The 13,132-nt window shown below is 34.2% G+C and carries 13 protein-coding genes and 1 pseudogene; 10 read left to right on the forward strand and 4 right to left on the reverse strand.

Annotation, left to right across the window (positions count from 1 at the left end; genetic code table 11):
* Window positions 1-7: 7 nt before the first annotated feature.
* Entirely contained in the window at window positions 8-1,354 is a 1,347-nt protein-coding gene (locus tag BHX94_RS09430; protein ID WP_111746170.1) for an aspartate kinase, read from the reverse strand.
* Between the two features lie 119 nt (window positions 1,355-1,473).
* Between BHX94_RS09430 and BHX94_RS09435 the strand changes: the two genes are divergently transcribed.
* The 4 genes from BHX94_RS09435 to BHX94_RS09450 are packed head-to-tail and all read left to right on the forward strand — an operon-like array spanning window position 1,474 to window position 5,505.
* Window positions 1,474-2,709 (forward strand): homoserine dehydrogenase, encoded by a 1,236-nt coding sequence (locus tag BHX94_RS09435; protein WP_111746172.1) that lies wholly within the window; start codon window positions 1,474-1,476, stop codon window positions 2,707-2,709.
* 1 nt (window position 2,710) lies between these two features.
* Window positions 2,711-3,772: a threonine synthase gene (gene thrC / locus BHX94_RS09440; RefSeq protein WP_111746174.1), complete on the forward strand. Its 1,062-nt coding sequence runs from the start codon at window positions 2,711-2,713 to the stop codon at window positions 3,770-3,772.
* Window positions 3,773-4,657 carry a homoserine kinase gene (thrB, locus tag BHX94_RS09445; protein ID WP_111746175.1) on the forward strand — a complete coding sequence of 295 codons (885 nt, stop codon included), beginning with the start codon at window positions 3,773-3,775 and terminating at the stop codon, window positions 4,655-4,657.
* A gap of 47 nt (window positions 4,658-4,704) precedes the next feature.
* The gene (locus BHX94_RS09450) at window positions 4,705-5,505 is read left to right on the forward strand and encodes a Cof-type HAD-IIB family hydrolase (RefSeq protein ID WP_111746177.1); all 801 of its coding nucleotides are present in this window, start codon (window positions 4,705-4,707) and stop codon (window positions 5,503-5,505) included.
* 41 nt (window positions 5,506-5,546) lie between these two features.
* On the opposite strand, the gene BHX94_RS09455 is transcribed toward BHX94_RS09450, so the two are convergent.
* The gene (locus tag BHX94_RS09455) at window positions 5,547-6,410 is read right to left on the reverse strand and encodes an oxidoreductase (RefSeq protein ID WP_170120816.1); all 864 of its coding nucleotides are present in this window, start codon (window positions 6,408-6,410) and stop codon (window positions 5,547-5,549) included.
* Window positions 6,411-6,522: 112 nt separating this feature from the next.
* Here BHX94_RS09455 and panB point away from each other — a divergent pair, with 112 nt between their 5' ends.
* Genes panB through panD form a run of 3 tightly spaced genes read left to right on the forward strand, consistent with a single transcriptional unit; the run spans window position 6,523 to window position 8,585 of the window.
* On the forward strand, window positions 6,523-7,344 hold the full coding sequence (gene panB, locus BHX94_RS09460) for a 3-methyl-2-oxobutanoate hydroxymethyltransferase (RefSeq protein ID WP_111746181.1): 822 nt from the start codon (window positions 6,523-6,525) through the stop codon (window positions 7,342-7,344).
* 2 nt (window positions 7,345-7,346) lie between these two features.
* Complete coding sequence (gene panC, locus BHX94_RS09465) at window positions 7,347-8,201, forward strand: pantoate--beta-alanine ligase (protein ID WP_111746183.1); 855 nt, start codon at window positions 7,347-7,349, stop codon at window positions 8,199-8,201.
* On the forward strand, window positions 8,202-8,585 hold the full coding sequence (gene panD / locus BHX94_RS09470; protein WP_096076618.1) for an aspartate 1-decarboxylase: 384 nt from the start codon (window positions 8,202-8,204) through the stop codon (window positions 8,583-8,585).
* A gap of 26 nt (window positions 8,586-8,611) precedes the next feature.
* Here the strand turns inward: panD and BHX94_RS09475 are convergent, their stop codons facing one another.
* Together BHX94_RS09475 and BHX94_RS09480 are read right to left on the reverse strand one after the other, a co-directional pair.
* Window positions 8,612-8,929: a hypothetical protein gene (locus tag BHX94_RS09475; protein WP_096076617.1), complete on the reverse strand. Its 318-nt coding sequence runs from the start codon at window positions 8,927-8,929 to the stop codon at window positions 8,612-8,614.
* A gap of 74 nt (window positions 8,930-9,003) precedes the next feature.
* Window positions 9,004-10,443, reverse strand: a complete 1,440-nt coding sequence (locus BHX94_RS09480) for an amino acid permease (RefSeq protein WP_111746185.1) — start codon at window positions 10,441-10,443, stop codon at window positions 9,004-9,006.
* Between the two features lie 263 nt (window positions 10,444-10,706).
* Between BHX94_RS09480 and BHX94_RS09485 the strand changes: the two genes are divergently transcribed.
* The 3 genes and pseudogenes from BHX94_RS09485 to BHX94_RS09495 all read left to right on the forward strand — a co-directional run.
* Entirely contained in the window at window positions 10,707-12,185 is a 1,479-nt protein-coding gene (locus BHX94_RS09485; RefSeq protein WP_111746186.1) for a catalase, read from the forward strand.
* A gap of 479 nt (window positions 12,186-12,664) precedes the next feature.
* Entirely contained in the window at window positions 12,665-13,027 is a 363-nt protein-coding gene (locus BHX94_RS09490) for a hypothetical protein (protein ID WP_111746188.1), read from the forward strand.
* Between the two features lie 37 nt (window positions 13,028-13,064).
* A pseudogene (locus BHX94_RS09495) lies at window positions 13,065-13,132 on the forward strand (IS6 family transposase); the annotation flags it as partial.

Raw genomic sequence — 13,132 nt, forward strand, 5'->3', positions numbered from 1 at the left:
TGTTTTTTTATGCCGTAAAATATGCATCATAAATGGCTTGTACTGCTTTCGTTTCATCTGCTTCATCTATACCAAACATCATGCTAATTTCTGAAGACCCCTGATTGATCATCTTCAAGTTAATATTATTCTTTCTGAATGCTTCTGTCGCTTTATTTGCTGTACCAACCTGAGTTTTCATTCCTAGTCCAACAATCATGAGAATTGCAATATTCTCTTCTACAGAAATATCATCAACATTAAGTTGATTTTTTATTTCAGTAATCAGTTCATACAAATTATCGTTAAACTTATTTTTTCTAATGATTAAACTGATATCATCAATACCAGATGGCATATGTTCATAAGAAATATGATTGTCTTCAAGTATCGTTAATAACTTTCTTGTGAAACCTATTTCTCTATTCATTAAATACTTAGTCATATTTATACTAACAAAGCCAGAATCACAACTTACACCGACAACGCCACTTGAAGCTCTTGATTTAGTAATCATCGTTCCAGGATGGTCTGGATCGTTTGTATTTTTAATATTCACGGGTATACCTTCTTTGTATAATGGCATTAATGCTTCGTCATGAAAAACATTGAACCCAGCATATGAAAGTTCGCGCATTTCTGCATATGTTAAGTTGTGTATGGAAGCTGGATTTTCCACTATATTAGGGTTGGCGGCAAAAATTCCTGAAACATCTGTGAAATTTTCATATATTTCAGCATGAACACTTCTTGATATTATTGCACCTGTAATATCACTTCCACCTCTGGAGAAAGTAACACGATCTCCGTTTTCATTTACACCAAAAAATCCTGGAATAATTATTTTTCCTGCGATGTTTTGAATTACTTTATAAATTTTTTCGAAGCTATCATCATTAATAATCGCGTTACCAGGTTCGTCTGATACGATCATATTTAATGCTTTCGGAGATAGATAAGTTGTTTTTATACCATTTTGATTATTATAAGCTGCAATGAGCTGTGCATTAAAATCTTCACCTGAACTTTTTATTGCATCAAGTAATCGTAATGGCTGATTATTATATTTTTGTATAAAGTCCAGAAGTTGTGTATTAAAAAGAGGGGTTAATGTTGTAGTTAATCCTAATTCATTTTCGATACTTTCAAAACGGTGAAGAATATCATTTAATTCATTGTCATATTTTTCACATAACAGTACTTTATCGTATAATTGAATTAATAAATCAGTCACTTTTATATCATCTGAATTTCTCTTGCCTGGTGCAGAAACAATTACAATTTTTCTCTGTTCTTCTTGATTTATTATATTTAGGATTTTCTTTATTTGCTGAGCGTTTGCAACGCTACTACCTCCAAATTTACATACGATCATTAACAACACTCTCTTCTTTTTGTATTTTAAGCTTTACTTTATTAATGACTTAGTTATACTATAAATATAAATCTTTTTCAAGAGTACAACTGTATTTTTGAGAAAAACAGGAGGTTGCTATGAAACAATTAAAGATTGGTTTACTCGGTTTAGGGACAGTAGGAACAGGTGTTGTTCGTATCATCGAAGAAAATAAAGAACAAATTAAAGAAAAATTAAATACTGAATTAATTATCACCGCTATTGGTGTTCATAATATAAATAAACAACGCGATATAGAGGTAGATCAATATCATTTAACAACAGAATTAAGATCAATCGTGAATAGTGATATTGATATTCTTATCGAAGTGATGGGTGGTATTGATGGCACATATGAGCTAATAAAAACAGCATTACAGAATAAAATTCATGTAATTACTGCAAATAAAGATTTGCTTGCAGATCGATTAGAATCATTAGAAAATGCTTCTCGTGAATCAGGTGTCTCATTAAAATACGAAGCAGCAGTAGCTGGAGGTATTCCAATTATCAATGCGTTGAACTACGGTTTAAGTGCAAATGGTATTACGCATTTTATGGGTATATTTAATGGAACAAGTAATTTTATTTTAAGTAAGATGAGTAATGAAGGACAGTCTTATGAAGAAGCTTTGAAAATTGCTACTGAATTAGGATATGCCGAAGCAGATCCAACAGCAGATGTCGATGGTATCGATGCGCAAAGAAAAGTAGTGATTATGAGCTACTTAGCGTTTAATCAGTTCAATAAATTACAGGATTGTTCTGTAGAAGGTATTCGAGAAGTGCGCTTAAGTCATATAGATCTGGCAAAACAACTTGGATATCGCATAAAATTAATCGGTAACGGTTTATATGATGGAAAACAAGCTAAGTTATCTGTTGCACCAACAGCTATTCCACATTTTCACCAATTAGCACATGTTGAAAATGAATATAACGCAATCTATATTGACGGCAATGCTGTAGGTGACACGATGTATTATGGTAAAGGCGCTGGAAGTCTTGCTACTGGTAGTGCCGTAGTCAGTGATTTACTACATATTATTGAAATGATTGATACTGATAATCATAATTTACCGCTTCATCTTGAAGTAAATACTAAAGCGGTACAATCTAATCAATCATACAATATGCTGCTAATGATTGATTTATTTGCTGATAGTAATGTCGAAACAATATTAAAGGATATCAAACATTCTCGTTATATCGTTCAGGACGGCATTGTTGCACTTGAATGTAATGAATTAAATGCACAGGATTATGAGATGATTAAAGAATATTTAGGTCAGTTAAATGAAATATACAAAATATACAGAATCGAAGGTGTTTAGCATGAAAAGATGGAATGGATTACTGGAAGAATACAAAGCCTATTTACCGATAAATGAAAATACACCATTACTAACATTGAATGAAGGAGGAACGCCATTAATTCATATGCCATATCTTTCTGAAATATTAGAGAATGAAGTGTATGTAAAAGTAGAAGGTGCTAATCCTACGGGTTCTTTTAAAGATAGAGGTATGGTAATGGCGGTCGCAAAAGCGAAAGAAGAAGGTAAGGAAATCGTTATCTGTGCATCGACTGGTAATACTTCAGCATCTGCTGCAGCTTATGCAGCTCGTGCTGGATTAAAGACTGTTGTTGTCATTCCTGAAGGTAAGATTGCCATGGGTAAACTTGCACAGGCTATTATTTATGGTGCCGAAATTGTATCGATTGAAGGCAACTTTGATGAAGCGTTAAATATCGTTAGAAAAGTGAGTGAAATAAGAGATGATATCGCACTTGTAAATTCAGTTAATCCATATCGTCTTGAAGGACAAAAAACTGCTGCTTTTGAAGTGATAGAGCAACTTGGTGGATCACCTGATATTTTGGCAATACCAGTAGGTAATGCCGGAAATATTTCTGCATACTGGAAAGGTTTTAAAGAATATGCAGAGAAGCATAATACTTCATTGCCACAAATGTTTGGTTTTCAGGCTGAAGGGGCAGCACCTATTGTTAAAGGCCATGTCATTGATAAGCCGGAGACAATTGCTACTGCGATACGAATAGGAAATCCTGCCAGTTGGAAACTAGCTGAAAATGCACGTGATGAATCTTCAGGCTTAATCGATGCAGTTACTGATGAAGAAATATTAGATGCTTATCAATTAATTACGAGTAAAGAAGGCGTATTTGCAGAACCTGGTAGTAACGCAAGCATCGCTGGATTAATTAAGATGCATAAAGAAGGTAAACTTCCGAAAGGCAAACGAATCGTCGCAGTATTGACGGGTAACGGACTGAAAGACCCACAAACAGCGATAGATACAATCGAAGTTCAACCTAAAGTATTAAAGAATAAAGAAGCAGCAATAATAAAATATATAGAGTCGGTGATTTAAATGTTATATATAAAAGTGCCCGCATCTACATCAAATTTAGGCCCTGGATTTGATTCATTGGGGATGGCGGTTAACCTATATTTAGAGTTAGAAGTTTCAGAAAATGATGTTTGGGATATTCAGCACTTTGGTGAGGAACTTGCAGATTTAGAAAATAATGAAGAACACTATATTCGTAAATACTGTGCATATTTTATGGAGAAATTTAATTTACAAACTAAAGCCTTTTCTGTTGTAATGCATACAGATATCCCTTTAGCAAGAGGGTTAGGGAGTTCAGGATCGGCATTAATTGCGAGTCTTGAAATCATTGATTACTTTTATGGACTAAATTTGTCGAAAGAGGAGAAAGTAAGTCTGTTATCTGAAATTGAAGGCCATCCGGATAATGTTGCACCAAGTGTATTGGGTGGTGTTGTGGTTGGTTATTATAATGCGCATCTCAATACTACAAGAACATTGCAGGTTCCAGTTATTGAATGGCCAATTATGGTGGTTATTCCGGATTATGAACTAAAAACAAGTGAAGCACGTGAAGCCTTACCTGAAAGCTTACAATATAGTAAAGCTGTTGAAGCGGGTGCAATTGGAAATATGCTTATTGCAGCATTGTACGCAAAAGATTACGTTACTGCCGGTCAAATGATGATGCAGGATGTTTACCATGAGCCATATCGCAAACATTTAGTACCACATTATGAAATGGTGAGAGCAGCAATTAGCGGGGATTGTTATGCATTTTTAAGTGGTGCAGGTCCATCCATCTTCGTCGTATGTCACCCAGATCATTTCAATGAAAACTTTAAACAACTCAATCAGTTACAAAATTGTGAAGTTAAACACATTCAAGTAGATGTTAATGGTGTTATTGCATACGAAAAATAACCATTTTATGATACGATAACTGTATTAAATGATTTGGAGTGAAGAAAATGTTATATAAAATGATTGTTTTAGATATGGATGATACACTTTTAACATCTGACAATACTATTCTTGATTCAACGAAAGATGTCTTGATAGAAGCGCAGGAAAAAGGTATCAAAGTTGTGCTTGCATCTGGCCGACCAACTGGTGGTATGCTTGATGCTGCAAAACAATTGAAACTTGCTGAATATGGATCATATATCTTAAGTTATAATGGGGCTGAAGTGACAGATATGCAAACAGGAGAACGTATTGCAGAGACATATGTCAGCAAAGCATCGTTCGATGAAGTTTATGATTACTTAAAGGCGCATGATGTCTTTGTATTAACATATATCGATAACACAATCGTTTACGAAGGTACACATGAATATATGAATGTTGAACATGAATTAACAGGTCTTCCGATGCAACCTGTTGATAACTTAAAAGCATTTGTACAAAGTAACGTTCCGAAATTAATGGGTGTTGATGACATCGATAGAATTAGTGCGATGAACGAGACAATAGGTGGTAGATTTAACGATGATATCCATGCTACAACTTCTAAACCATTCTTCCTTGAGTTTATGAATAAAGATGTATCTAAAGGTAAAGTTTTAAAACAGCTCGTTGATAAGTTAGACATTAAACCGAGTGAGGTTATGGCTTTCGGAGATAGTAATAACGATAAGGATATGCTTGAACTTGCAGGACTTGGGGTTGCGATGGGTAATGCAAATGACAGTATTAAAGCAATCGCGGATGTAATTACAGACGATCATAATCAGGATGGAATCGCACGCATTGTTAAACAATATCTATAATAAAAAAACGCAGGTCATTAAATTAATAATGACCTGTTTTTTTATCGATTATACTGATACCCTTTTAATAGTGCATAAACGATGTCTAGTGTAGGGGTACTTAATTGATGATGTCTTGCACGCTCATAAATATATCCCTGAATAAACTCATATTCTGTTAATGCATTTGCTAGTACATCATAATACATAGATGTGCCCATATGATCAGGATAGCCCTTATATATACTGATTATTTCATCTATCGTATCATCGTTAAATGACAATCCGTCTTTATTTGCCACTGTGATACCTTCTTTTAATAACTGAATTAAAGCCTGATTAACTTCCTCTACTTTTAATATTTGTGCGGTATTTTTCGTTAATGCCGTCATTGAGTTGATGCCGAGATTAACAAGCAGTTTAAACCAGATTTGTTGAAGATATTCATCGCTAATAGATATATCAAGGTCTGTATTTAGAAATATCGATTGCAGTTTTTTTGTATGCACATTGTTCGGCAATACAAGTCGATTATCTCTAAAATATATTACGATATCATCTTTTTTCTGTCCGCTAATATAGACGACTGCATGGAAGGTGTTAGGATGCGTTATTCGCTCTGTTTGAGAGTAACCATTCTGGCAAATGATAATAATTGTTTCAGGGTGCGTTATATTATCAATATAGGGTATGATGTCTTTTAATGTATATGCTTTTGTTGTAATAAATATGACATCGTATTTTTTAGATGATTCTATTAGCATTTGTGTATTGTAGGGTAACGATATTTTTTTATTATCTATTTGTAAGTTGATGCCTCTGTTTTTTGTCGCAAATATATCGATATTAAGAGATTTATCGTTTGATATGAGATGCAGTATAATACTTCCGACAGCACCAGCACCAATAATTGCTATATTCTTCATCATAATTCTCCTCGTATAATAAATTATTTCACTAATATATTATTATATTAAACTATACACATAATCCTTTACACACTATAATGTATATACTATCAAAAAAGGTGTGAAGAATTTGAGAACAACTCAAGATTTATACAAGATGAAACAGAACGGTGAAAAGATTACGATGCTGACTGCATATGATTATCCAAGTGCAAGACAAGTTGAAAAAGCAGGTATTGACACGATACTTGTTGGAGATAGTCTTGGTATGACAGTGTTAGGATATGATACGACAGTACAGGTTACACTAGATGACATGATTCATCACGGACGAGCAGTGCGTCGTGGTGCGCCGAATACATTTGTGATTGTCGATATGCCGATAGGTAGTGTCGGCATCAGTATGGAACAAGATTTGAATAATGCATTAACGTTATATCAAACAACAAATGCGAATGCAATTAAAGCAGAAGGTGCACATTTAACAGATTTCGTTGCACGTTGTAAACAAATTGGGATACCAGTTGTCGCGCATTTAGGATTAACGCCACAATCTGTTGGTGTTATGGGTTATAGTGTACAAGCGAAGACTAAAGATGCCGCAACACAACTCATTGAAGATTGTAAAGCGATGGAGGCTGCAGGTGCCATCATGATCGTATTAGAAGTGATTCCAAGTGACTTAGCTGAAACAATCAGTCAGTCAGTGAACATACCGATTATTGGTATCGGTGCAGGAAATGGTACGGACGGGCAAGTGCTTGTGTATCATGATATCTTGCAATATGAGCAAGAGCACCGTGCGAAATTCGTAAAAGTATATGGCGACTTTTCTAGAGGTGTTGATGCCATACAACAATTTAATGAAGAAGTAAAAGCAGGCGTATTCCCAAGTGAGGAATACACATACAAAGCTAAAATTATGGATGAATTAAATAAAGGTGAGGTTTAAAATTGACTAAAAAAATAACAACGATAAAAGAAATGCAAAGTATCATTAAGGCGTTAAAAAAAGAAAATAAAAGTATCGGACTTGTACCTACGATGGGTGCCTTACATGAAGGCCATATGACATTAATGAAACGTGCACAAAGTGAGAACGATGTTGTCATTGCAAGTATTTTTGTGAACCCATTACAATTTGGCCCGAATGAAGATTATGAGGATTATCCAAGACAAATTGATCAGGATCAAGCATTTTTAGCTGAGAACGGTATTGATTATGTATTTGCGCCAGAACCAGAAGAAATGTATCCAAGACCATTGCAAATACAACTGACAGTAGGTGCGATGGCGCAAGTATTAGAAGGTGCGAAACGACCTGGTCATTTCGATGGTGTCGTAACGGTTGTGAATAAACTCTTTAATATCGTTCTACCAGATAAAGCGTATTTCGGGAAAAAAGATGCGCAACAACTTGCGATTATTGAACAAATGGTTGCAGAGATGAATCATTCTGTTGAAATCGTAGGGATAGATATAGTGCGTGAAGCAGATGGGTTGGCGAAAAGCTCAAGGAATGTTTATTTAACTGAAACTGAGCGCACAGAAGCGGTCGCATTATCACAAAGTTTAAAAGTTGCGAAGACATTATACGATAATGGTGAGCGCAGTGTTGAAGTGATTGAAAATGCGATTAAAACATATTTATCACAACATACAGCGGGTTTTATTGATGAAGTAGCCATTTATAGTTACCCTGAGCTTAAGCAAGTTGCTATGATTGAGTCACAAGTATTTATTTCACTCGCTGTAAAGTATAGTCAAGCAAGATTGATTGATAATATTATTTTAAAGGATGAACAATAAGTGATTAGAACAATGATGAACGGTAAAATTCACCGTGCACGCGTTACAGAAGCAAATTTAAACTATGTTGGTAGCATTACTATTGATCAGGACATATTGGATGCAGTAGACATTTTACCAAATGAAAAAGTACAAATCGTCAATAATAATAACGGTGCTCGTCTTGAAACATATGTTATATCTGGAGAAAGAGGAAGTGGCGTTGTTTGTTTAAATGGTGCGGCAGCCCGATTAGTACAAGTTGATGATATTATTATCATTATTTCTTATGCACAATTAAACGAAGAAGAATTGAAACATCACGAACCCAAAGTAGTGGTGATGGATGAGAATAATAAGATTAAATCATTGCTGCATGAAACTGCACATACAATCGTTTTATAAATAAAGAGACGTCTTATGACGTCTCTTTATTTTGGAGTATGAGTCCATGTATTGCTGCCACGTAGTCGTTTCGTATGCGCGAAAAGATTGTCAGCAGCATAATCTTCGTTTGTATATACTGAAATATCATAAAATACCATATGATCTTCAAATGGTTCAGAGAGATAAGTATCTTTTAAATGTTCAAATAAACGGTGCATTGCAGTAATATCTAAACTTGAATATTCTCTTAATATTTTTTTGATGATTTGCCCATTCTTTTCGTAGACACCTTGTACGACGATAACAAATTTTTCATCTGTTTTTAATACATTATCAAATAGGTTCGTTTGTCCTGCACTCATCCTAATCACTCCTTTGTTACTTTAATTATACAAAGAAACCCTTTACAATGTACAGTACATTGTAAAGGGTGATTTTATAGCTGATGTTCATCTAAATTAATTTTTTGAGGTGGGATAACATTAACTTTACGTATAACTTTATAAGAGAAATATACGGCTAAAGCAACCATTAATGGTAAGAAAGATTCAAACACTTTAACCCAGTTCATTGCCTGAATATCAGCAAATGATTGACCAATCATCAAAAAGGCGATTGTTATAAGGACAATTATCGGACCGACTGGATATAGTGGTGCTTTAAATGGTAACAGCTGATTAACACTTTTTCCTTGTGCTTTTATTGCTTGACGCAAACGTATATGACTAATGATACTGATTGCCCATACAATTAAGATTAATGAACCGACCATGTTCAGTAGCTTACCATAACCACCCATATTTATATTGGCATAAATTAATATGATAATGATAAATGTTGTTGTTACAAGTAACGCATTGAACGGCATTTTATTCTTATTTAAATTCCCTAAGAAACGAGGAGCCTTACCATCCTGACTTAAAGAAAAGAGTAATCTGCTCGTTGCATATAAACCTGAATTACCAGCACTTAAAACTGCTGTTAAAATAATTGTATTCATTACTGAAGCAGCAAACAGAATCCCAACTTTTTCAAAGATAATTGTAAATGGGCTCATCGCAACATCGCTATTTTGATTTAATAATCTCGGGTCAGTATAAGGAATAATACAAGCGATAATAAATATTGAACCGATGTAGAATAATAAAATTCTCCAGAAAACTTGTTTGATTGCTTTCGGCATTGATTCTTGTGGGTTTTCTGATTCTCCTGCAGTTACAGCAACTACTTCAGTACCACCAAAAGAGAAACCAGCAACAACGAGTACACCAAGCAAACCAAGAATACCGTTATGGAAAGGTGCATCTCCGATAGAGAAATTTTTAAATCCGATAGGTTCTCCACCGATAATACCGAATATTAATAATAATCCCATAATTAAGAAGATAATAATCGTCGCTACTTTAATAATACTGAACCAGAATTCAGCTTCACCAAATGATTTTACTGAAAATGCATTTAATGCAAATAATAAAGCTAAAAATATAAGACACCATATAAAAGGATGAAGACCTCCGAAAATTTCCCAGTAACTTAATACTTGTGAAGCAGTTAAAATATCAACACTTGTTACTAAACTCCAGATAATCCAATATAACCAGCCTGCTGTAAACCCGGCAGCGGGATCAATAAAGCGACTGGCATATGCATTAAATGCCCCAGATACAGGATAAAATGTAGCGAGTTCTCCGAGTGCTGTCATCAGAAAATATATCATAATTCCGATAATTGCATATGCGACGATTGCACCACCAGGACCTGCCTGTGAAATTACAGCACCACTTGCCATAAATAAACCTGTACCAATAGAGCCTCCGATTGCAATCATTGATATATGACGCGTTTTTAAATCTCTATCCATCTGTTTCTTTTCCATAACAACACCTTACTTTCTTTCGCTGATTTATAAATATAAATGATAATATGTTTAATATTGTATGGCTATTCTAAAAATTTATCAAGTAAAAGTTTTAATGCGTTTATGCTTTTATGTATTAAAGTGTAAAGGGACCGCTTAATGACGGCTTTTTCAACTGTAATAAATTTAAGAAATAATTAAATTGCTTTATCAGACGTCCTAGATTATAATAATTATAAATAAGGCGATTACATATCGTTATTATCAAGGAGGAAATTTATATGACAGAGAATAATAATCAGTTAAGAGGGTTGTTTGGCGCACCAGTTGGAGACAGAGAAAACTCTATGACAGCAGGTCCTCGTGGTCCTTTAGTAATGCAGGACATCTTCTTTTTAGAACAGATGGCGCATTTCGATCGTGAAGTAATTCCTGAAAGAAGAATGCATGCAAAAGGAAGTGGAGCATACGGAACATTTACAGTGACGCATGATATCACAAAGTATACAAATGCTAAGATTTTTAGTGAAATTGGTAAACAAACACAAATGTTTGCTCGATTCTCAACAGTTGCTGGTGAACGTGGTGCTGCTGAAGCAGAACGTGATATCCGTGGATTTGCACTTAAATTCTATACTGAAGAAGGTAACTGGGATTTAGTAGGTAATAATACACCGGTATTCTTCTTCCGTGATCCTAAGTTATTTGCTAGCTTAAATCACGTTGTTAAAAGAGATCCAAGAACAAATATGCACAATCCGGAAAGTAATTGGGATTTCTGGACTTCGTTACCAGAAGCTTTGCATCAAGTTACAATCTTGATGAGTGACCGCGGTATTCCTAAAGGTTTCCGTCATATGCATGGATTTGGTTCTCATACTTACAGTATGTATAACGATGCTGGAGAGCGTGTATGGGTGAAATTCCATTTCAGAACTGAGCAAGGCATTGAAAATTTAACTTCAGAAGAAGCAGCGCAAACTATTGCGACAGATCGTGAATCAAGTCAACGTGATTTATACAATGCGATTGAAGCGGGAGATTTTCCTAAATGGAAAATGTATATTCAAGTGATGACTGAGGAACAAGCAAGCAACCATAAAGACAATCCTTTCGACTTAACAAAAGTATGGTATAAAGGTGAGTATCCATTAATACCAGTTGGAGAGTTTGAATTAAATAGAAACCCTGAGAATTATTTTGCTGAAGTAGAACAAGCTGCATTTGCTCCGACAAATATTATCCCAGGTTTAGATTTTTCACCTGATAAAATGTTGCAAGGTAGATTATTCTCATATGGTGATGCGCAAAGATACCGTTTAGGTGTTAACCATCATCAAATTCCTGTAAATGCGCCTAAAGCAGTTACAGGTGGATGTCCATTCTCGAGAGATGGTGCAATGCGTGTAGATGGTAATTTAGGTAGTCATACAAATTATTATCCAAATCAGTATCAACACCATCAGGATGATGCAAAGTATAAAAAACCTGCACTAGCAGTTGATAGTGCAGTATACGAATGGAACTTTAGAGAAGATGATGATAATTATTTCGAACAACCTGGAAGATTATTTAATATTTTATCTCCAGAAGAACAGAAACGTTTATTTATCAATACAGCTAATGAAATGAAAGATGTTTCAACACCAATTAAACATCGTCATATTAGACATTGCTATAAAGCAGATCCATTATACGGACAAGGTGTAGCAGCTGCCCTGAATATTGATATAAATGAAGTTGATTTAACAGTGGAATAAAAGTATCTTTAAAGCCTGCACCCAATTTGGGTGCAGGTTTTGTTGTTTCAATTGAATGTGTCGTCAAAAGAGATTTGAAGCCACTTACGTAGCAAATGTCTATTATTATGATTGACATGTGATGCTCAAAACATATAAATAAAACAGGCATCCACTATCGGATGCCTTGTGTCGTATTGATGTATATAAACACAATAATATTGCACGTTTAACGATAATTATTTTGTTTCACGATGTAAAGTGTATTTTTTTTAATCTTGGGCTGTATATGTGATTTTATTTGATAAATGAGAATATATTTACACAATAAATGAGAGCTAGAATATACACTAGCTCTCATCTGTTTAATTAATTCCTATTACAAGACTATCTCTTGCAGCTTCAACCATTTCAACAATTATTTTATCCAGATTATTAATTTCTATAATATCAATGTATTAGCTAATATTATATTATAAATAACTCAAAGGAAAAGTTTCATGATAAAACAAATTATAGAATATATTATGGATAAAAATGGTGATAAAAATATGATAGGACGTAATTTTTTAAGTACACAAGACGAAGATATGCTATCTAAAGTTTACAAGACTTTTAGTAAGATCAATAATACGAAGATTGTTTATTCTATGGTAAAAGAAAATGCAAAAGAACTCTTAGAATATATTGGAAAGTTGAATGACCAAGAACAATCAGAAGTTAATTATCAATCTAATCGTTACCTTTTAAATTATTTAGCAATGGCAAGGCTATTTATAGATAGGGTAGAGGAAAATATTGCAGAAAATTACACTAAAAATTCTGTTGAATATATAAACTTTAAGGTTCTGTTGCAAAGTTGAATTTATAGTATAATTTTAACAAAAAGGAGTCTTCTGTATGAACTATTTCAGATATAAACAATTTAACAAGGATGTTATCACTGTAGCCGTTGGCTACTATCTAAG

The organism is Macrococcoides bohemicum (assembly GCF_003259675.1).
GTDB classification, from domain to species: Bacteria; Bacillota; Bacilli; order Staphylococcales; family Staphylococcaceae; genus Macrococcoides; species Macrococcoides bohemicum.

Bases quoted from the DNA above. Each gene is read 5' to 3' on its own strand.
- BHX94_RS09430 (WP_111746170.1), bottom strand. From the start codon at position 1,354: ATGATCGTATGTAAATTTGGAGGTAGTAGCGTTGCAAACGCTCAGCAA.
- BHX94_RS09435 (WP_111746172.1), top strand. From the start codon at position 1,474: ATGAAACAATTAAAGATTGGTTTACTCGGTTTAGGGACAGTAGGAACA.
- thrC (WP_111746174.1), top strand. From the start codon at position 2,711: ATGAAAAGATGGAATGGATTACTGGAAGAATACAAAGCCTATTTACCG.
- thrB (WP_111746175.1), top strand. From the start codon at position 3,773: ATGTTATATATAAAAGTGCCCGCATCTACATCAAATTTAGGCCCTGGA.
- BHX94_RS09450 (WP_111746177.1), top strand. From the start codon at position 4,705: ATGTTATATAAAATGATTGTTTTAGATATGGATGATACACTTTTAACA.
- BHX94_RS09455 (WP_170120816.1), bottom strand. From the start codon at position 6,410: ATGAAGAATATAGCAATTATTGGTGCTGGTGCTGTCGGAAGTATTATA.
- BHX94_RS09475 (WP_096076617.1), bottom strand. From the start codon at position 8,929: ATGAGTGCAGGACAAACGAACCTATTTGATAATGTATTAAAAACAGAT.
- BHX94_RS09480 (WP_111746185.1), bottom strand. From the start codon at position 10,443: ATGGAAAAGAAACAGATGGATAGAGATTTAAAAACGCGTCATATATCA.
- BHX94_RS09485 (WP_111746186.1), top strand. From the start codon at position 10,707: ATGACAGAGAATAATAATCAGTTAAGAGGGTTGTTTGGCGCACCAGTT.
- BHX94_RS09490 (WP_111746188.1), top strand. From the start codon at position 12,665: ATGATAAAACAAATTATAGAATATATTATGGATAAAAATGGTGATAAA.